Raw genomic sequence first — 20,256 nt, forward strand, 5'->3', positions numbered from 1 at the left:
TTTCCTCCTTCGATTTAATACGTCGTCGTATCGTTATGACTAAAGGTTTTCAGTGCTTCCGAATCAACAATATACCAGCGTTCGTCATCTAAGTTATATTTCAGATAATACTTGAAGGGAACATCTTCTCCTGGATCACGCTCTTCGAGTGAATCATCGTCTTCTTTATAATAATCACCTTCGTAATAGCAAAGCGCTTCGACAGTCGCGCTCAAATCAGTTGCTACTTCACTGACATTGATCGATGCTGGTGAATACTCGATTTCGTCCAAGTATCCTTCCCAATAGACGCCTCTTTTATTCATGCTAGCATAGTAACTCTGTTGCTTACTTAAGTACGCAGACGAAGTGAACAATGTGAACGCCGACGTGTCTTTATCGATATACGCCTGCTCCCATTCCTTCGCATGCTGATGTACGGCGCCTATGATATCCTCTTTAACCGACTCCCGAACTTCCATACCTCTGCCTGTCGCCGAATCCGATAGCGATTTCCGCTGATCGACGAGCCAGTCTTGACCTGACTTCACAAGATTCAGTTCCCAGACGATCGTGCTGCCCTCAGGGCGTTCGTGTAAATACGGCTGATAGGATCGCGAGGAATAGTCGATCGTTGCTTTGACCGTCGCCTTATCTCCTTTGATCGTAATATCGTTTTGAGGAATGTCGTTGACCGTCAGTTCACCGTCAAAGATATAACCTCCTGTGACCAGATCGTTCAAACTACCTTGGAAATTCTGATTATAAGTATTCGTACTGACGGATAGTCCTTTGACACTCCGCTCCGTCAGAGCATCTTCGAGTTCACGGAAAAAGAGCGTTGAAATATCTTGAATGTTCTTATAATCCTGATCGGACACTTCCTTCGAGTCTGATTTCTTCGTCGACTCCGTTGATTTCGTTTCCGCTTTTTCCTGACTTGCCTTCTCTTCTTCACCAATGACGAACGAAGCATCCTGCTTCTTCTGTTCGACCGCCTGAGGCGTCCCTTCCTGATTCAAAAAGACATAAGTTCCACCTCCTGCAGCGAGCAACAGAACGATTGCTCCAATGCCTACTGTTCTTTTATTCCGTTTATTCTTTTGTTTCTTTTCGTATTTAATGACGACGTATGCCCGTTCGATTTCCGTCCGCTCTTCGGACTCCTCCGGATGTATTTCTAGCTTTTCAGCATACGCGCGCTCCAGTTCTTTCATCGATGAGGTACGCGATATTCCTAATCGTTCATATGGATCCATGATTCCCTCTCCTTTCGTTCAAAAATTTGTTATTTTTTATCTTTATTTTACATTATAATGACGAAGGTAAGAAAGGAGTGCTTTTTTATGTCACATTGTTCGAATTGCCAGACCCCGATGAATGATCAAATGATTTACTGTCCGGTATGTGGTCAAAAAAATCGTCACACGCGATTCCGTTCCTCAAAAAAATCCTGGTTTATCGGATTGCTGATTGTATTGCTTTGCATTGGTGGAGGAACTTTCGGTTATCTCAAATATCAAGCTGCACAACCGTTATTTAAGACAAGTGAGCTGACACATGCAGCGGCCGATATCGATCAAGTCTTGCCGGAAGGTGCCTCAGCGACACAACGTAATCAACTAGATGATGAAGACCTTGAGGATTACCTCATGTTTGATGCAGCCTCAGCAGATTCCTTGTACGAGTTCCTAAACAGTTACGCCCAGCGTCTTCCCTTGCTCAATAATGGAGAAGACGGTGTCTGGGATTACTACGATTCCACCATCGAGGACTACAATTCCTATGCTGATTTATTCTACGGTGAAGATGATTTAACAGAAGATGAGCGAGACCACTTCAGTGATTTACTTGAGGTGCCTGAAGAAGATCCATATAGTTACATCACATTAAAAGATATGACATTCAATCATATAGAAGCCCTCAACGAAAATGATTTCAGAGTTGAAACGACCGAGACGTATGCTCTACTTCATTTTAGTAATGACGAAGAAAAGAAACGTTTCTATCGTGCTATCGTCGAATATGAGGTTACGTTCGATGACGACCGGTACAGCATTACCTCTGTGAAACGAACTTTCAAGAAGGAGACTACATCATGATGTCACGTGTACTTCCTCTTCTCTTCACAACTATCGTACTCAGTGGCTGTAGTAACGACTCAGCAGAGATTTACTTGAAGCAAAGCGCTCAAAGTACACTCGCTGGAGACCTTTTCGTAGAACAACAATGGCGCGAGAAAGCTCGTACGAAAGGTGCAACAGACAAACGTCTGATCGCACTGATGCAGCAACAAGAAGCTTTTCACGATTTGGAAGCTGCCTTGTTCATGAATCAGACGACGGATGCCCTTCGTTATGCGGAACGGGTCATGAATCAGACGTTCGGTGACCGAGCACTTGCGAACGAAGCGGCCCGTTACCATCGGACACTTGGTAAGGTCGAAAAAACGTTTCGTGACGTGGCGGGTACCTATTCATACTCGACGAGTGATCAAGGCGAGTACGAGCAAGATTATACGAGTGCGACAATCGATGTCGTGACGCGTCCAAACCGCGAAGCGACGTTGACAATCCATGATGCCCTCGATTATGAAGGACAGCCACTCGATGACTATACGTATAGCGGACGTTTTAATTCCAACAATAGCTTGATGCTTTACTTTTACGAGTCCTCTTTAGAAATCCAGTTTAATGAGGACGGTAGTCTGACATTGCGAGATTCCGGCATTGAAAAAGACTCGACAATCGACTTTGAACAGACGACCAAACAATCCTTATGATAAAACGCTTGTCTTCGCAAACGGAGACAAGCGTTTTTGTTTGGAATCATCCTTTTGTATCTTTGAAGCGGTTCAATCCATACCCCACTAATCCACCGAGGAATGGGAAGAGGAAAAGCATGAACGCATTCCACCATGTCAAAGTAGAAACGACGACACCGGCTAGGATATCGTTATCCCATTGCAGTTCAAACCGCGTTTGTGTGAAGTAAGCTAGAATGAGTCCACCGATCATAAAGACCCCAGCATAAATCACCACATTAGGTAACGTCCGAATCCAACGGAATCCGATTCCGATATGGATAACGAACATCAGTATAAGAGCAATCAAGCCGTACGGAGCAACACTTGAACTGAGCAATTGCTCTTCTTCAAATGGAGTGGAGGCATTCGCGATTTGCGCGAAACGTGTTAAAAGTCCAACATCCACCGTTTCATCAAAACGTGTCACTTTCGGATCGAGTGTTGGATCTTCTCCGTTTTCAATCTGGTTACCGATGATTCCTTGAATCCGACTCAGATTCGAAGCTTCTCCTGCTTCTTCCACTGGTCGTTGCAGATCACTCAAGCGGTCTTCGCCATATAAGGCAGCACCTAAACGGAAGTCTTCCGTCAAAACAGTCATCTTGAAGTCGACTTGCCCCGCTTGTGACATCGCGTAAAGCGGAGACGCGCCACTCAACAGGACGAGACTTGCTGATTCACCAAATTCGACTTCGTCCATTTCATCGAGCTCGTTTAGATAATACAGTTGTCCGAACGACGTCAGCAGGACACCGAACAAATAGACGCTCATTAATGTCGTCGCAGCGATTCGTCCAACTTGCCAAGAACCGTGCAGATTCGTTTGACCGATGAATTGGAACAACAGGACACCACCAAGTGATAGAAGGAAAATCCGAAGCATTCCTGTGACCAGATGTAGATCGAAGATACCGAAGTCTGTCGCGAGCAATCCGACGACCAGCGTGATTAACGATAACGTCAGGGCAAAAATGACAGCACGTTCGATTCGTTCATTCCATGATGTCGCCTTGATCCCGATGACACCACCTCGTTCCAGTAACCATGCACTCCCGATTAATAGAAGCAGACCCGGTAAGGACAGCAAGAAGTGTCCTGAGAAAATATGAAAATCAAGTTGATCGATAGCTTTTTGAATATCGGAGAACTGTTCTGCATCGTTACCTACCACTTCTGTAAGGAAACGTGACTTCAAGTCTTCACTTGATGTGAGCTGGAGACCAGCAAGGGCAACGAAGGCAAGGAAGAAGAACATACCGAATGTACTAAAATCATCCCCCATGTTTTGTTGAACAGTCTTGATTCCTTCTAATGCCGGGTTATCACTGAGGAGACCAAGCATGATGAACAATAAGACGATGATTGCAGCAAAACAAATGACGGCAGCGATACTACCGATGGCAAGACTCGGATTCCCAAGCGATATATTGAATCGTGATAAAAACGATTGTCCGCGCTCTTTCCATGGAAGATTCACATTCCAATCCTGTGACTTCCACTTCTTACGAATGTCGTCCATACCCGGAAGGCGATCCACAAGCGAGCCTTCTGACGTCGCCGCGATAAGGCGCGAATGTCCACAATTCGGACAATAGGACGCACGACCATCCATTTGTGTACCACACCCGACGCAGAAATGAGTTGCTTGTTCGAAACGGATCGGACGGGCTTGCTTATCCAGTGACGTTCCGTCTACTTCGCAATACTGGGCGTGGGGAGCATGTGCTTGACCACAGGTCGAACAATACTTCATACGCGTTGCCCCATTTCCGATCCACAACATGTACAGAAATGCTGATCATTACGTTGTGGCGTATGACATGTCGTACATGCGACTTTCGCTTGTTCGTTCTCACGCGGGACGGACGTGCCGCATTTACCACAGAACTTCGCGCCTGGCTCAAGTGGTGTCCGGCATGACTTACATTGTTTTTGTGCAGCTTCGACTTCCATCTCATCAATCCGTGACAATGCACCGAACACGAGTACTTCTTGCGCAAGAATGTCCTCGATTTCTTGACGACGTCCTTCGCTCCGCAGCTTCATGTAATGACGCTCTCCGATTTCATACAACAAGCGTCCTTTTTCACGTCGTGCCTGCTCCGCCTGATCCTGTAATTCTTTTGCTGTCATCCCTTGAAAACGTGATTTGACTGTTTGCCAATCCATCATCTTTGTTGCCTCCTTATTTTTATTTAATGTTCGTTGCCTGTTGAATTCGGAACCCTTCCTCATAGCTATCTTCTGAACTACCATATGTGAAGAAATAGCGGAAGAGTGACTTCGATGTTGACTTTCCTGGTGATTCACTCGCATACGTATACAGTTCACCTCGAATATATGTTGTCGCCATGACTTCGATGCCGACCGTATTCCCGTACTCGACAAACTTCGCTGACGAACGATCAATCGATGCATTCATGAACTCTCCGTCCCACTCCAAGTCCTTTCGGCTCCAATCGTCATAGTTCTTTTGTTGTTTCGCAAGGTAAGACGCATCATCCACGAACGAGAAATAACTCGTATCCTGATAGGTTGCCGCATCGACCCAGTCGGACGCATGCTGCTCGACAACTCCTTGAAGTTGGTTCAGCACGGCTTCTGATGGTTCGAACGTGAACGTCGCTTTTTTGGTATCCGGTTTGACGACAATCTCATCCGATGTCTCCTCCCCCCATGGGAATGAATTCTCAATCGAGAGTTTGATGCCGTTCTTCGGGATTGGTCCATAATTCTTCAAATCCGATACTTGTTTTGATGTTGACTTTCCATCAACAATCAAAAAGGCATCCGGGTACGTTTGATCGAGTTCGATCGCATTTCCTTTTAACGTGATTTCAAATTTTCGATTTGCGGCGTCAAGCGTCAATGGATTAATTGTGACATCGCTCGACTCTTTTCCATATTCGCCGTCATACGCGACTTTGGCATCCATTAATCCCGGGTAGACACCGTCCATCATGATACCTTCCGCCGACGCTTTACTACTTTCCGTTCCGACCGGATTCACGAGCGTGACCTTCGTTCCTTTAAAGTTACTGATGACTTCCGTTTTAACACTATCGAGGCGTAAACGGTAATCCTTAAAGATCCCGAGTTGACGACCACTTGCTACGATTTGACCGGGAACGTCACTTTCGTTTTCTGCCTGAATTGAAGCACCAGCCATTAATAAATAATCCATGAATGATTTCTTTTGCTCTGGCGTCTCTTTCAAGGCATCTAAGAAACGTTGCGCCATCTTCTGATCAATTGGCTTTCCATTGAACTCCGTATGCTCAGCGAGTAATATCGCATCGTCTGAGCGAATCGCATCCCGCACCTGATTTGTCGTCGCCTCGACCGTGAACCATTGTGTCGCGAGTCCATAATACGCGCCACCTGCTACGACCAATAATCCAACCGTTAAAAGAACGGCTTTTGCAGACTTACTCATTTTATTAGGACGGACCGGTCTGACGTCGCGTTCTTTTTCTACTGGTTCTACTTGTTCTACATGATGTTCCAATTCATCACCGCAACTCGGACAAAACTTCAAGCCACGTTTTGCAGCATCCGAACAATTCACACATGCCATGACAAATCTCCCTCTCTATTTCTTAATTTTGATTAGTAAAAAATAACCATAGAAAATTCTAACACGTTTTTATTACATTTACTATTTATTGTAAAAAATTATTAATTACATACTTTTGTGAATGTATGTAAAAAGTTATTATCTTCATCAAAAAAACTCATGTTGTATAAAAAACCTTCACTCCTAAAGGAGAAAAGGTTGAAACGAATCATAGATTTGTCGCAGAAACACCAAATAGCGGACATTTCTTTTTATAACGTAGTCAATCCAAAACAACGCTTTTTTACTGATATTGTAGATAGAGACGTATCTCGAGTTAAGATGCTCGATTCAAAAGATTGCTAAATGCCTTGAGCATCATCCCTCTATGATTTCACAAGAACCGAGGCCAAATCCGCACTAAGATGCTTACTATGTCAATCAAACAGATTACAGGACGTTTATTCCAAGAGGACCAACCATCATTCAAAGCGATTTATCGTGGGATCTGGAATGACCTTGTTAAGGCTCATGCTGGCCTTCTGCGTCCAAAACCACGCGAAGCGCGCAGAGACGCTTCAATATCGGACTATCAATCAGCAAACGCCCTTCTGAAGCGAAAGAATGTCAAATATTCGATAATCAAGAATTCGATACTGTCGGATAAACGAAAGCGTCTGTCGCGACGTTCGTCAAGCGAAAGAGTCGTTTCTACAATTACGTTATCGATGTCTAACCGTTCTTTTGACTTAATGGAAGAGGCGATTCATACACTCCATGCTTCTTTCCCTGCCGGAACACTTCAGACTGCGACGACAGACCGTGGGAAAGAGTTCAGTTGTCATTTTCGAAACGTTAGGAGTATCCATGCACTTCACTGATTCGTACTCTTCCCGGCAATGTCGGAGTAACAAAAACGCTATTAGTTTTTTCCATGAATTCTTACAGAAGGAAGCAGATTTTAGCAAGCTCAGTCGTTCTGAATTCGCTCAAACGCTATCCTGGATCCGTGCGCATATAAAGAAAATGTATCAACCGAAAAATTGTATACGAGGTCTTCTCGGAAGAGGTGTTGCACTTAATTTGACAAACTGTCTCATGTATAACAGCATGCATTATCCGTTTGTTTTTTTCCGAACACCCCCGAGGATAAGTAGAGTTATCCTGAAGCGACTCGCGACAAGACAAGGGTTTGCCTCGGTCAATCGTCGATATTTAGTTGGAAAACGAGACGAACGGCTTTTGAAAGCTCAGAAAACCGTTGGCATGATTCAAAAAAGATAGTTTGAAAAGAGAGGATAACTCTACTTATACTAAAACTACCGCGGAATACCCTTCGATATGCATATCCGAAAGATTGGATCCTTCCCATGAATGAAGCCTTACACCACTGGCTCCCTCTGATTAATTCACTCCTGCACCGCCTCTCGATCCACCCGAACGAACACGATGAATGCCGACAAGCAGCATTGCTCCGCCTCTGGACATCCATCGAATCCGGCAAAGAATTATCAATCACGTTCGTCCGCATTCGGGCGCGCGGCGCGATGCTCGACTATCTCGCTAAACGAACTCGCACACTGACTACCGAAGTCGCTGTCGAAACCCTGCCGGAACTGCCTCGTCAACAAACTGTTTCCTTCCCTTACTTGCTGAACGAACTCGAACACGCCCTCTCCCCGAAAGAATTCACCTTCATTCAGGCAATGATCGCTGGAACGGAAGGAACACTCGGCTACTCCGACGCCCGTCTGCGCTCCCTCAAGTCAGACTTGAAGCGGAAAGTCGAAGGTATCCTCCTATGATGACGTTCTACCTCGACCGCTTACTCGCCTTGATTGAGGATTCCCCCACCTACAGCCGTCTGACCAAAAAAGCCTATCGCTCGGACGTCCGCCACCTCTGTCGTCATGCGACGGCCCTCGATCTTCCATCACTCCGAAGATACGTCACACTGCTTCACACGACCTATGCCCCGACGACCGTCGCCCGTCGTATCCATGCCTTAGCGACCTTGTTCGATGCCCTCGTCGCGGAGCGGTCACTTGCGAAAAACCCTCTCAAGCAGATTAAGAAACCGGCTCGTCCGAATCCGAAACTGCGAACAGCCTTCAGCTATCCGGATGCCCATCGTGTCATCGACACGCTGACCGATGAAGCGACGTATGCGTTTTACTTTTTACTGCTCCATACCGGACTCCGGTTCAGTGAAGCCCACCAATTGACGTGTGCCGATCTTGATTTTACGGAGCGCCACCTGTTCGTCCGCCACGGTAAAGGCGACAAATCCCGTTTCGTCCCGTTGAACGACGAATTGACAGACGTCCTGTTGCGGTACATTGAGACGGAACGACCGGACGGCGAGTACGTGTTCCTGACCGATCATGGGCGACGGTTACGTCCTGACACGACACGGAAACAATTGCGCCAAGCAAGTGAGTTGTTGCTCGGCCGGACGTTACGTCCGCACGACCTCCGGGTGACGTTCGCGACGACCCTTTATCGGGAACACCAGACCGACTTGCTGACGGTCATGCGGTTGCTTGGTCACAGTGACGCGAAGACGACGCAACAGTACATCTTGCCGTCGGCTGAAGTCGCCCGTTCGTCGATCAACCGTCTGACGCCGACAAGGCATCGACGACTTGTCTGAGTTTCGTCTCCCGGCTCAAGATATAGCCTTCCGTCGTCTCCGACCGGGCATGTCCGAGCAGGCGTTGAATCTCGAGTAACTTACAGCCCGCCGTCTGGTACAGGTAGGTCGCGTAGCCGACACGTAAATCATGCGGACGGAGTACATGACCCGACCGGGCGAGCGACTGGTTGCGTAACGCATCCCGTGCCCCTTGTTCATGGATCGCCTTGCCGCGGCCGGAGCGAAAAACGTACCCTGTCACGCGATCTCCAATGAACGCTTTTAGCTTCGTGACCAAATGGTTCCCGAGCGGTACAGTCCGCAAGCGTCGTCCTTTTCCATGCCGGACGAGTAACGTCGCCGTTGTAAACTGAATGTCCTCGATCGACAACAAACGGGCCTCCATGAAGCGGAGGCCCGTTTGGCTGATGAGTTCAAAAAAGAGACGGTACGTCGGATGCTTGATTTGCCGGATGACATCGATTGCTTCGAGCAACGGATAACCGTCCCGTTGCCGAACGTGCTGATGGACGATCGGTCGAACTTGTTTCATTGGATTGACCTTAAGTCGTTTCACTCGGACAAGTTCATTTCCGAGTGCCATCAACGCATGATACCGCCGCAATGCCGTCGCCGGTTTATACTGTCCGATGACATGATTAAAATACGTTTGGAGGGACTTGACCGACCACTCGACACACGCTTTCTTCAGCTGCCGTAAATCACTGCGGTAGGCTTTGATCGTCAGCACCGAATACGTCGCGTGCGTCTGGAGATACTGTTCGAGATAATCGAAGTGGGTCATGGTTAATCCTCCTCATAATTGGTCTAGTAAAAGGATTCCCTTTCCAAGAGCTTTCAAGCATGGAACAGACAATCATTTCATGCTATGCTTATCCAATAATTGTAACAAAAAGGAGAATCTTTATGGAAATCTTAGTAACAGGAGGCGCCGGTTATATCGGTAGCCACACGTGTCTCGAACTGCTCCAAGCAGGATATGACGTCGTCGTCATCGACAACTTGAGCAACAGTCAAAAAATCGCCCTCGACCGAATCGAGCAGCTCGCCGGAAAACCGGTCACGTTTTATGAAAACGACGTGATGGACATGAACGCGCTCGAACAAATCTTTACGCAGCATGACATCGAAGCCGTCATCCACTTCGCCGGTTTGAAAGCGGTCGGTGAGTCTGTCGCCTTACCGCTGTCGTACTATAAGAACAATCTCGTCAGTTCACTCGTCTTGTTTGAGGTCATGGCGCGACACAACGTCAAAAAACTCGTCTTCAGTTCATCCGCGACCGTCTACGGTGTGCCGGAAACGACACCGATTGACGAGTCGGCGCCACGCTCGACGACGAATCCGTACGGCGCGACGAAATTGATGATTGAACAGATGCTCGAAGACGTCGCGGCGTCCGACATGGACTGGGAGATTTCCCTGTTACGGTACTTCAATCCAATCGGTGCCGATATCAGTGGATTGATCGGGGAAGACCCGAACGGCATCCCGAACAACTTGATGCCGTACGTCACGCAAGTCGCAGCCGGACGTTTGGATGAACTCAGTGTCTACGGACAGGATTACGATACGCCGGACGGGACAGGGATTCGGGATTATATCCACGTCGTCGATCTTGCAAAAGGGCACCTCAAAGCACTCGAGTATAAGCACAAAGGCATTGAAGCCTTTAACCTCGGGACAGGGACCGGCTCAAGCGTCCTCGACTTAGTGACGACGTTCGAGTCAGCGACCGGCATCGACGTCAAACGCAAGTTCGTCGACCGTCGTCCGGGTGACGTCGCCGCCTGTTATGCGGATGCGTCAAAAGCCGAACGCCTCCTCGGCTGGAAAGCTGAAAAAACGTTATATGACATGTGCCAAGATGCTTGGCGCTGGCAGTCACAAAATCCGGAAGGCTATCCGCGTGAAATGAACCGCCGCTGATGACCGTCCACAAAAAAAGCCTGAACTGAAGTAGCATCTCGCTACTCGGGTTCAGGCTTTTTATATTAGGCCGAGCGTCGGTTCAACCGTTCCCCGACGCGGGTGAAGCGGGTTGACCGCTGGCGCGGCTCATAGCGGCAAAACGTATGGTAATCGATCTCATCGACGTACTGAATCAAGCGAATCAAGGCGTAGGCGAACGTCACCGTCGACCCTAACGCGAAGCTCAGACCGAATCCGTCATATCCGAACGGTGCTAACGCAACCGCGAAGACACCGTTGACGGCGAAGAACAGCAGTGACGTGATACAGGCCCCGCGCTGATCTTCAAAATAGAGCAACAGTAGCGTCAGGACGAGGACCATCGCGTTCGAAAAGGCACCAATCGTCGTCATCTGGAAGATGCTGATCGTCTCCTTCGACAAGGCGAGACTACTGAGCAAGGTCGAGGCAAAAATCAGGACGAACAGTGTGAACAGTCCCTGGTTGCGGACGAGCCGCTGGAGCTCTTGCCGTAAGATCAGCAGCATCGCCGCCTTCGCCTTGTTGATTTGCTGGAGCGTCCCGCCTTCATTGACGTAACCGTAAAAGACACGGTAGCGCTCGTAGAAACGGGTCTCGACGGAGATGACGAAGATCGTCATCGTCGGGATGACCGTCAAGTACGAGAGGAAAATCGCCGTATCGTAGACGGGGTGATACCGGAACGTCCCGAGATGGACGGCTCCGCCTTCCGAGAACCAAATCACCCAGTTGCTGACCCAGACGCCGATGTTGTAGAGGAAGCTCGTCCAAAACAATGCCGGATGCCGGTCGAAGTAGCTGAGGTAACTAAACGGATCTTTCGTCTCCCGGTTCGGGAACGTCAATAACATCGCCGTGAACAGACCGAACAACGTCACGAGCATCCCGAGCGTAAAGCCTGCCGTCAACGCCATGCTCGTCGCGAACGGTGCCGTCAAGTACGGCATCAAGAAGCGGTCGATCAAGAGGACAGAGATGATTGACACTGCCGCCCCCCCTAAAAAGCTGTAGGCGACGGCTTGATAAAACTTCGCCGCACTCAGGAATAAGAACTGCACCCAAATCAGGTTGATCGTCAAAAAGAGAATCAAAATCAACAAGTTCGACAGGAACGGCAACTCGGAGAACGTCAGGAAAACCACGTAGAAGACGGCGGCAATCGCGATCGTCATCTTCGTCATCCCGATGAACGTCGGGAAGATTTCCTTGTAGCGCTTCTCATAAAAACAATCGGCGAGATACCGCGTGACGACGAGTTGCTGAATCCCGAGGATGACTTGTGAAAAGATGAAGCAGTAGGAAATCGTCAAGTTGAACGTCGTCCGTTCCTCGAACGAAGCAATCGATAAGTATGTCGTCAACCACTGCGTCAAGGCGATCGTGACGATGACGATCAACCAGGGACCGGATGTGACGAGCCCTGCGAAGGCGTACGCCTTCAGACGTGCTGAAAAATAATCTTCCTGGAACAGCTTTTGGAGCTTAAACCCGATGCCCGCCATATGCCAGCCCCCTTTCTTCATAAAGTGCCACGTACTCGGCGATGAACTGGTGTGTCTGATAGTATTTCAAGGCCCGTTTCTTACCGTTTTCCCCGAGTTTTTTCGCATCCGCGCGATGCGCAACGAACCAGGCACAGCGCTCGGCGATCCGTCCGGGATTGACCGGCGGGACGACGAACCCGGCTGGTCCGTAAGGGTCGTCTTCGCGTCCGTTAATCAATTCCGAGCAAGCTCCGACATCGGTCACGATCCACGGGACACCGGCTGCCATGCCTTCGAGTACGGCGAGCGGTTGTCCTTCCGAGATGCTCGTCAACAAGCAGACGTCAAACGTCGGCAAGTAGGCGGCGATGTCGACCTTGCCGGCGAGCGTCACATACGGATCAAGTTCGAACTGTTCGATCAACTGTTGGCATTCGGTCGCATATTCCTCGTCCTCGTCGAGCGGTCCCATGATCGTCAGCTCGAACGCGACGTCCATCTCTTGCAGGACCTTCGCCGCATGAATCATCGTCTTGATGTCCTTGATCGGGACGACGCGGACGATGGCACCAATCTTCAGGATTGGTCCCTTCTCGACGACCGGTAAACTCGACAGACGGACGGCATCGATACCGTTCGGGATGATCCGCAGCTTCGCCGCTGGTGCCCCGAGTTCCTGTTGCAGTTCGCCGTTGCGGTCGAACAGCGTGATGACGTCATCGGCTTCCTGGTAGGCTTCCGCCGACAAATGGTGGAAGAAGCGAATCCAGTGCACCCGGTATTCGACTGGAATCCACGTCGCCTGTAACAGTTCCTCTTCCCGCTCCCGCGAGTAGATGCCGTGCTCCGTCAAGATGTACGGCACGCCTTGGCGTTGTTTGATCGCACTCGCGACGAGTCCGGCATATCCGGTCGACGCCGAGTGAATCAAGTCGACTTGCGGTAACTCCGCCTGCAGTAACTCAAGGACCGGCGTATACATACTCCGCCACATCCAGAGGTAATCGATGAATGAGCCGGATTGTTTTTCCGTCTCATAACTCGTCTTGACGAGCTCAAAGAAGAGCCGGCTCGCGAAGAAGTGCTCCGACGTACCGACCGCTTGTTCGAAGATCGGGAAGACCGGGGCTTCGACGTGTTGGAACGTCATCCATTGTTGAATCAACCGCCCTTGTTCTGCCGACAGGACGTGCTTCGGTTTCGGACGGTCGTATTTGAGATCGAGTGATAAGTTCGTCACACCCGTCACGTTGTCCGGTAAGTTGTATTTATAATCTGCTTCCGTCAGTTGCGTCGGTGTGATGGCGATGATTTCAAACTGATGCATCGGCATCTGTTGGATCACCATGTGGACCCAGCTCGCGACACCGCCGCTGACGTAGGGATAGCTGCCTTCGACGACTAAACCAATCTTCATTCTGTCCCCTCCTCGATCAGTAGCGTGACCGTTGCTTTCGTCAACGTGACTTGATACAACGTCTCACCTGCAAGCGCGCGGACCGTCCCGAAATCGAACGTCCCTGTCTTGAGATGTTGACCCGGAGCGACACGGACGAGCATGACCGATGGCTTCAACATATTCGTCCCGTTGATTTCAATCGTCTTGTCCGTATAGGTGACGTTGATGTCCGACTGTTGGTACTGGACGTATTTTTCATACGCTTCGTACTGGGTCAAGCTCTCGAGGTACGGATACATCGTCTTGACGTCGCGGAACATCTCTTCCATCGTCTTCTCCATCTCTGCCCAGCCCTTCCCTTTCGACCGGTCTTCGTCTAGCACGTCATCCGGGTGGATGAAGTGGGTAAACATTCCGAAGTTCGCGACGGCGTCCGCCATGACGAACGTATCGTTTGCCGTTTCGTTGTAGCCGCTCGAAATACGCGGGAAGTTATACAGATTTTGATGGACGGGATCCGGTCCGAACTCCTGGATATAGCTACCCATCGAGGGATCACCCGAGTAGAGTGAGGCGACGATCAACTCGTCTTTAAAGACATCATTAAGTGCTGTCAAACCCGTCTCGTTGATGATGTTCGACGGTGGGACATAACTTTGAATCGACTCGTTCGGGAAGTAATAGTCGTGCGTCCCGATGACTTTCTTTAACGCACTCTCCATCTCGTCCTGATTCTTCCACGGGACGTAACCAAGGTTCGGATCAAGCGTCTCACCGGCAACGACGAGTGGCTGGTGATTGAAGCCGTGCAGTCCGATTTCCCCGCCCATCTTCAGCAGACCCCGCCCATAGTTGAGCATCGGGGTGCGGATTTTCTCCGACAAGTCTTCCGTCGTCTCTTCCGTCGTATTCTTATAGCTGCCGATGATGAACCCGGTATAGGTAACATCTTGTTCGTCGGCGATTCGTTTCATGTCACGCCACCAGATTTCTTTAAAGAACTCCTTGATCGTCCGGTTATAAGTCTTCTCGATTGCGGCGTTCGTATTCCCGGGGACCGGTGACGGGAAGTCATCGAGATGCGTCACTTTGATCGCCGCCTGTTGACTGACGAATGACGGGAACAATAACGATAACGTCTGGAGCATTAAACCGCGTGAGTTTTTCTCAGCGAGCGACGTCGTGTTCCAGAACAGGACTGTTCCCTTGCCGTACGCTGATGTCCAAAGAATCGGTTCACCGGACGCCGTGATTTTGACGTTCGCTTGCGGTAGCAGCTCGACGTCGGCGATACTGTGGGCGAACAAGTTTGACGAGTCCGGCAGATCGACGAAACCTGGGAAAATTTCTTCCTTGAAGATTAATCCGTTGATGCCGTCTTTGAAATCACCGAACTGTTTCACCCCGACGAGTTCCGCCCAGTCTTCGTTAATGAAGCGTGCTGCGATATAAAGCCGTCCACCGTCCTTGACGAATTGACGAATCGTTTCGTATGGCCAGTCACGCGAGTGCTCCCCCGCTAAAACAAGCACGGTCCGCTCGGACGGCTCCAATTGCTCGATTTCTTTGATTGAGATATTCGTATACGGGACTTTCGCGTACTTCAGTGCATATTTAAAGTTCGTCAAGACACTTTTTGAGAGCTCGCCTTTATCCTGATGGATATAGACTTGTAACGGTTCTCCGTCCATCTGTCCCTCCTTGCCCGACATCGTCTGAAACGTCTTTTGTTGCGTCTCCTCGGTCGGAATCAGGCGATGTCCATAATCAAGACGTAACAACTGGACGACGCCGATCGTGACGAGCAGAATCGCGAAGACGGCGACGACGTAGGTCGTGATCGATTTTTTCATAGTTCCACTCCTTCCAGCCGGTCCAAAATGTAGCGTTTGTCGTCCGGAATGTCGTCCGGTGCGACGTGTGTTTTCAGTTGTGTCACGAGCGGTGCCAGCTTCGTCCAGTCACCTCTCGTGAAGTGATATTCGATTGCCAGCAGGTAGCCGTCCGCTTGCTCCGGGTAATGCATGATCAAGCGTTCATAGTAGGCGAGTCCGTCCGCGACATCGCCTTTTGCGAGTGCGAGCTTGCCGCACGCCTTCAAGCACGTCGCGTCCGTCGTATACTGGATCCGCATGTCTTGTAAATACGATCCGAACCGATCAAAGATCCGTTTTTGCATGCTGTCGTCGAGCAGTCCACTTTCGATGAAGGCTTCGAAGGCGTCAATCAAGTGGTAATACGTCGTGACATGACCCGGATTAAGTTGTTCCTCCCGACTTTTAATCGTCGCTTCGTACCGGTCATATAACGTATTGCGGACCGTCGCGGCGTAGTGGACCGTCTCCGAGTCGGCATGGTCGAGCCCGAACTGAAGGTACTTCCCGGAATCGGCAATCGATGTCGTCGTCAAGCGGACGATCGATTGTTTCCGTTCCTTCGCGTCCATCGCCATCGCTTCGCCCATCGGCACCAAATCGATGTTGTCGGCCGCCTGTTGTTGCAGTCCTTCCAGGTTGACGACGTCGAACTCGATGTAGTCATCGTAGTCGAGCAACGTCTTGTCTGACGCGTATCGTCTTGCGATCAGCCAACTGACGAGACCGAACAGTTCACCGAGCAGCGGGACGAAATAACAGATCAGGGCGATCCATTTGACGAGACCGCGCTGTGCCGGATCCATCCGTGCCGTGATCAGTTTCGCGACGAGGAAGACGATGACGGCATGAATCAGAAAAAATAACAGGACGAAGAAAATCATCCAAGATTCCCTCCTTTTCGTGCGAACAACTCTTTAATCCGTTGCTTGAATCCTTCAGCGTTCTCTTGCGGTGTTCCCGGTAAGAGGAAGTGGAGCATTTGATTCGTCTCGTCATAGCCGATGATGTCGATTTCCCGCATCGACTGGCGTAGGATTAATTCCATTTCAATCAACGACAGCCGGACCTGTTCGACCGGCAGGACGACCGTACTGTACGGCTGATCGTACTGTTCAGCTCGGTGTTGTTGGAGTGCGACTTTTTTATTGAATGGCTCGATTTGATAAATCCGTGTCCCTTCAATCAAATCACCACGCGACGCATTCCATTCCATCGTCAACGCTTTTTCGATTCGTGTCCCGGTCCAGTCGAGAATCAACTGCATGATGTTCATCTCATAACTCGTCAGGCGGTTGAAGTCGATCGCCTGGATGACGACGACCTCTTGAATCTTCCCGTCGTAGCGGATTGGTGCGATCAGTAACGGGACGTCCGTCTCGTCCATCGTCCGGATTGAGATCGCATTCGTCTTGAACATCCGTTGATAGATGCCGGTCGACGGATCGATGAATAGTGTTTGCGGCAAGACCTCTTTCTCACCGAACCGGACGTGGAGTCGTAACGTCCGTTTTGACGCATCGACGTGATAGATGGCAAGATTCTCTGCCTTGAACGAACGTTTCAAGACATCGACGAGGCGATCGCGGACGATGTCGGCCGCCGTTTGGTCGAGCTCGAGTCCGACTTGGTAGATTTTCGTTAATGTATGATCCGAGTCGAGGACCTTCTTTTGCATCGTCGACTGCGACAGCCGGAGCTTTTCGACCGTCTCGAGCAAGTGGTTGTTTTCTTCGACGACTTCTTCGTGGCGGAGCCGTAACGACAAGTACCGTTCCTGGAACGAGGTACTGAAAATCCCGCAGACCATTGCGACGAGGAAGTGGAAGATGATCCAGCTCAGTTCCGTCCGGTCGTATAAAAATAGGAGAATGTCCGATCCTTCGACCGACAGGAAAAACAGGTGGTACAGCATCGTCATCGTGAAACTGACGAACGCCCCGAGCAGCCCGTAGCGGAGGGCGAACAATAAAATATAAAAGATTAACGGATCAATTGCCCAATTCGAGACCGAAAGGCTAAACATATAGTCAAAGAAACCGATAAGTAAAATACTAGCTAGCATTTCTATCCATTTGACTGTATTTCTATGCTGTGTGTAAATCATGGCACACTCTCCTTAAAATAGTTATTTACATTTTTGTTAGCAGTGGTAAGATTTAGTCAAACAGGCAATTACAACTAAATATCGAGAAGGGCAAACTTACTGAAAAGTAAGGGCGCAAAGACATGGGTCGTCGATCTTCGGATACCGATCGCCAGTCTGCAATGCCGCAGCCGCTCTCTGATAAAAATCAGGAGGCTACTAACCATGGGTATTATCTCACTCAAACGCGTGACGTCTTTTTTGTGCATTCTTTTTTTAGGAGTGTTACTAATGACACCAATCACGGGCAAAGCTCAATCAACGAATCCACTCGATTCCGTCAGCTCGTATAAGGTCTACTACGATGCACCGACGAAATCAAAAATCAAGAAGATGCAAAAGTACGATGTCATGATCATCGAACCGGTCTTTTACTCAGCGAAACAAATCGCAGAAATTCAAAAGTACGGCACGAAAGTCTATGGCTACATCAACACGATGGAAGCCGACAACTGGAACACGGAATTGATGGCAAAGTTAAGCAATTCTGATTTCTTTAAACGAGGTGGACAACGTGTCCACTACGCGGAATGGGATTCGTACTTAATGGACATCAACTCGAAGCATTACCAAGCGGTCCTCATGCAAGAAGTCGAAAAGCAAGTCGTCAATAAAGGACTCGACGGTGTCTTCCTGGATACAGTCGGCGACATCGACAACGAACATGCCGACCAACCAAAGATTCTTGAGCAGCAGCAAGTCGCGATGACGAACTTCTTAAAGAGCGTCAAGACGAAACATGCGGACCTCTCATTGATTCAAAACTGGGGCTTCGGGACATTAAAATACCATACGTACCCGTACATCGACGGCATCATGTGGGAAAGCTTCAACTACTCGACGGTCGCAAAAGACCAATGGTCAAAAGACCGGATGACAGATCTTCAGGAGTTGAACGAAGAAGAAGACATCAAGACATTGACGATTTCTTCTAAGCAAGGTGCGAAAAGTGCGCAGTACGCGAAAAAGAATGGGTTCATTCACTTAAAATCAAACAAGACGCTGAATTACAATAAATTCTAATCCACTTGAATATAATCTCATAACCGATTAATCAATTCCAATTCTGAGTGCTCCTGCATGACACAATTATACAGGATGCACAAAACAAAACCGGTCACTTTTCAGAGGCAGGTCAACGAATTGAAACATCGAACGCAAAAAGAGGTCCAGGCGATAGTTATCGCTTGGACCTCTTTTCATGCTTATAAATCTTTACTTTTGTTCTATTTAGTCGCGACTATACAAATCACGTGTATAGACTTTATCTTCAACATCACTCAATTCCGGATGCATCCGGTTCGAAAGAATCACATCCGACTCTTGTTTAAACGCTTCAAGATCGCGGATGACGCGTGAATTGTAGAATGTATCTTCCGTCAAGACGGGTTCGAAGACCGTTACTTCAATCCCCTTCGCCTTGATGCGTTTCATGATCCCTTGAATCGATGAGGCGCGGAAGTTATCGGAATCCGTTTTCATAGTTAGACGATAGACACCGACGACTTTCGGATTTTGTTTGATGATTGTATCGGCAATATAGTCTTTCCGTGTCCGGTTCGCTTCGACGATCGCCCCGATGATGTTGTTCGGTACTTCATCATAGTTCGCGAGTAACTGCTTCGTATCTTTCGGTAAGCAGTAACCGCCATATCCGAATGATGGGTTGTTGTAGTGATTGCCGATCCGACTATCGAGCCCGACACCTTCAATGATTTGTTTTGTATCAAGGTTACGTACTTCCGCATATGTATCGAGTTCATTAAAGAAAGCGACACGCATCGCTAAATACGTATTGGAGAACAACTTGATTGCTTCCGCTTCTGTTGAATCCGTCAAAAGAATCGGCACATTCTTTTTAATGGCTCCTTGAAGTAAGAGATCAGCAAACCGTTGCGCCCGTTCCGATTGTTCACCGACGACAATACGTGATGGGTAAAGATTGTCATGCAGTGCCTGCCCTTCACGTAAGAACTCAGGTGAGAATACGATGTTCGGTGTATCGAATTTCTCTTTTAGCTCTTGTGTGTAGCCAACCGGTACCGTCGATTTAATGACCATCGTCGCATCCGGATTGATGGCAAGGACTGTTGCAATGACACTCTCAACGGTCCGAGTGTTAAAGTAGTTCCGTGTTGGATCGTAATCCGTCGGAGTCGCAATAATGACAAATTCAGCATCTTTGTACGCTTCAAAATTATCAGTTGTCGCATGCAGATTTAATTCTTTATTTTGTAAGAAGTTTTCGATTTCCCCGTCAACGATTGGCGATTTGCGGTCATTGACAAGCTCGACACGTTCTTTAATGATATCAATCGATGTGACTTCATTATGCTGTGCGAGTAAAACGGCCATTGAAAGACCGACATATCCTGTTCCTGCTACTGTGATTTTCATTCTTAT

Annotated in this window: 17 protein-coding genes and 1 riboswitch; of the genes, 6 read left to right on the forward strand and 11 right to left on the reverse strand. The window is 48.8% G+C overall.

Annotated elements, in window-relative coordinates; all coding sequences use genetic code 11:
• Positions 1-14 precede the first annotated feature (14 nt).
• Positions 15-1,238, reverse strand: coding sequence for a hypothetical protein (locus KNP94_RS13090; protein ID WP_215115784.1), 1,224 nt, complete (start codon positions 1,236-1,238; stop codon positions 15-17).
• Between the two features lie 87 nt (positions 1,239-1,325).
• Here KNP94_RS13090 and KNP94_RS13095 point away from each other — a divergent pair, with 87 nt between their 5' ends.
• Both KNP94_RS13095 and KNP94_RS13100 read left to right on the forward strand, forming a co-directional pair.
• Positions 1,326-2,081 (forward strand): hypothetical protein, encoded by a 756-nt coding sequence (locus tag KNP94_RS13095; protein WP_215115785.1) that lies wholly within the window; start codon positions 1,326-1,328, stop codon positions 2,079-2,081.
• Positions 2,078-2,761: a DUF1254 domain-containing protein gene (locus KNP94_RS13100; protein WP_215115786.1), complete on the forward strand. Its 684-nt coding sequence runs from the start codon at positions 2,078-2,080 to the stop codon at positions 2,759-2,761. The genes KNP94_RS13095 and KNP94_RS13100 overlap by 4 nt, the downstream gene beginning before the upstream one ends.
• Before the next feature lie 46 nt (positions 2,762-2,807).
• Here KNP94_RS13100 and KNP94_RS13105 read toward each other — a convergent pair whose 3' ends face one another.
• The 3 genes from KNP94_RS13105 to KNP94_RS13115 are packed head-to-tail and all read right to left on the reverse strand — an operon-like array spanning position 2,808 to position 6,362.
• Positions 2,808-4,538 carry a zinc ribbon domain-containing protein gene (locus KNP94_RS13105; protein WP_215115787.1) on the reverse strand — a complete coding sequence of 577 codons (1,731 nt, stop codon included), beginning with the start codon at positions 4,536-4,538 and terminating at the stop codon, positions 2,808-2,810.
• On the reverse strand, positions 4,535-4,957 hold the full coding sequence (locus tag KNP94_RS13110; protein ID WP_214767008.1) for a zinc ribbon domain-containing protein: 423 nt from the start codon (positions 4,955-4,957) through the stop codon (positions 4,535-4,537). Before KNP94_RS13110 ends, KNP94_RS13105 begins: the two co-directional genes overlap by 4 nt.
• Before the next feature lie 19 nt (positions 4,958-4,976).
• Complete coding sequence (locus KNP94_RS13115; RefSeq protein ID WP_215115788.1) at positions 4,977-6,362, reverse strand: TcaA 3rd/4th domain-containing protein; 1,386 nt, start codon at positions 6,360-6,362, stop codon at positions 4,977-4,979.
• Between the two features lie 1,349 nt (positions 6,363-7,711).
• Here KNP94_RS13115 and KNP94_RS13120 point away from each other — a divergent pair.
• A complete protein-coding gene (locus tag KNP94_RS13120) occupies positions 7,712-8,146 on the forward strand; it encodes a sigma factor (RefSeq protein WP_215115789.1) in 435 nt (144 codons plus the stop codon).
• On the forward strand, positions 8,143-8,994 hold the full coding sequence (locus KNP94_RS13125; RefSeq protein WP_215115790.1) for a tyrosine-type recombinase/integrase: 852 nt from the start codon (positions 8,143-8,145) through the stop codon (positions 8,992-8,994). The genes KNP94_RS13120 and KNP94_RS13125 overlap by 4 nt, the downstream gene beginning before the upstream one ends.
• Here KNP94_RS13125 and KNP94_RS13130 read toward each other — a convergent pair.
• Positions 8,954-9,781: a tyrosine-type recombinase/integrase gene (locus KNP94_RS13130; protein ID WP_215115791.1), complete on the reverse strand. Its 828-nt coding sequence runs from the start codon at positions 9,779-9,781 to the stop codon at positions 8,954-8,956. The two genes, KNP94_RS13125 and KNP94_RS13130, sit on opposite strands and share 41 nt — an antisense overlap.
• Positions 9,782-9,903: 122 nt before the next feature.
• Here KNP94_RS13130 and galE point away from each other — a divergent pair, with 122 nt between their 5' ends.
• On the forward strand, positions 9,904-10,926 hold the full coding sequence (gene galE / locus KNP94_RS13135; RefSeq protein ID WP_215115792.1) for a UDP-glucose 4-epimerase GalE: 1,023 nt from the start codon (positions 9,904-9,906) through the stop codon (positions 10,924-10,926).
• 65 nt (positions 10,927-10,991) lie between these two features.
• Here galE and pelG read toward each other — a convergent pair whose 3' ends face one another.
• From pelG to KNP94_RS13160, 5 genes are read right to left on the reverse strand one after another with little or no spacing between them, the layout of a single operon-like run.
• On the reverse strand, positions 10,992-12,452 hold the full coding sequence (gene pelG, locus KNP94_RS13140) for an exopolysaccharide Pel transporter PelG (protein WP_215115793.1): 1,461 nt from the start codon (positions 12,450-12,452) through the stop codon (positions 10,992-10,994).
• Positions 12,433-13,851 carry a GT4 family glycosyltransferase PelF gene (gene pelF, locus KNP94_RS13145; RefSeq protein WP_215115794.1) on the reverse strand — a complete coding sequence of 473 codons (1,419 nt, stop codon included), beginning with the start codon at positions 13,849-13,851 and terminating at the stop codon, positions 12,433-12,435. Before pelF ends, pelG begins: the two co-directional genes overlap by 20 nt.
• A complete protein-coding gene (locus tag KNP94_RS13150; protein ID WP_215115795.1) occupies positions 13,848-15,686 on the reverse strand; it encodes a DUF2194 domain-containing protein in 1,839 nt (612 codons plus the stop codon). The genes pelF and KNP94_RS13150 overlap by 4 nt, the downstream gene beginning before the upstream one ends.
• Positions 15,683-16,591: a hypothetical protein gene (locus KNP94_RS13155; RefSeq protein WP_215115796.1), complete on the reverse strand. Its 909-nt coding sequence runs from the start codon at positions 16,589-16,591 to the stop codon at positions 15,683-15,685. The genes KNP94_RS13150 and KNP94_RS13155 overlap by 4 nt, the downstream gene beginning before the upstream one ends.
• Positions 16,588-17,814 (reverse strand): hypothetical protein, encoded by a 1,227-nt coding sequence (locus KNP94_RS13160; RefSeq protein WP_215115797.1) that lies wholly within the window; start codon positions 17,812-17,814, stop codon positions 16,588-16,590. Before KNP94_RS13160 ends, KNP94_RS13155 begins: the two co-directional genes overlap by 4 nt.
• A gap of 79 nt (positions 17,815-17,893) precedes the next feature.
• Positions 17,894-17,978, forward strand: a riboswitch (cyclic di-GMP riboswitch).
• 106 nt (positions 17,979-18,084) lie between these two features.
• Between KNP94_RS13160 and KNP94_RS13165 the strand changes: the two genes are divergently transcribed.
• The gene (locus tag KNP94_RS13165) at positions 18,085-18,876 is read left to right on the forward strand and encodes a glycoside hydrolase family 191 protein (protein ID WP_251132660.1); all 792 of its coding nucleotides are present in this window, start codon (positions 18,085-18,087) and stop codon (positions 18,874-18,876) included.
• A gap of 207 nt (positions 18,877-19,083) precedes the next feature.
• Here the strand turns inward: KNP94_RS13165 and KNP94_RS13170 are convergent, their stop codons facing one another.
• Positions 19,084-20,250, reverse strand: coding sequence for a nucleotide sugar dehydrogenase (locus KNP94_RS13170; protein ID WP_215115799.1), 1,167 nt, complete (start codon positions 20,248-20,250; stop codon positions 19,084-19,086).
• Between the last annotated feature and the right edge of the window lie 6 nt (positions 20,251-20,256).

The sequence above is a fragment of the Exiguobacterium sp. s80 genome, assembly GCF_018618725.1.
In the GTDB taxonomy this organism is placed as follows: Bacteria; Bacillota; Bacilli; order Exiguobacteriales; family Exiguobacteriaceae; genus Exiguobacterium_A; species Exiguobacterium_A oxidotolerans.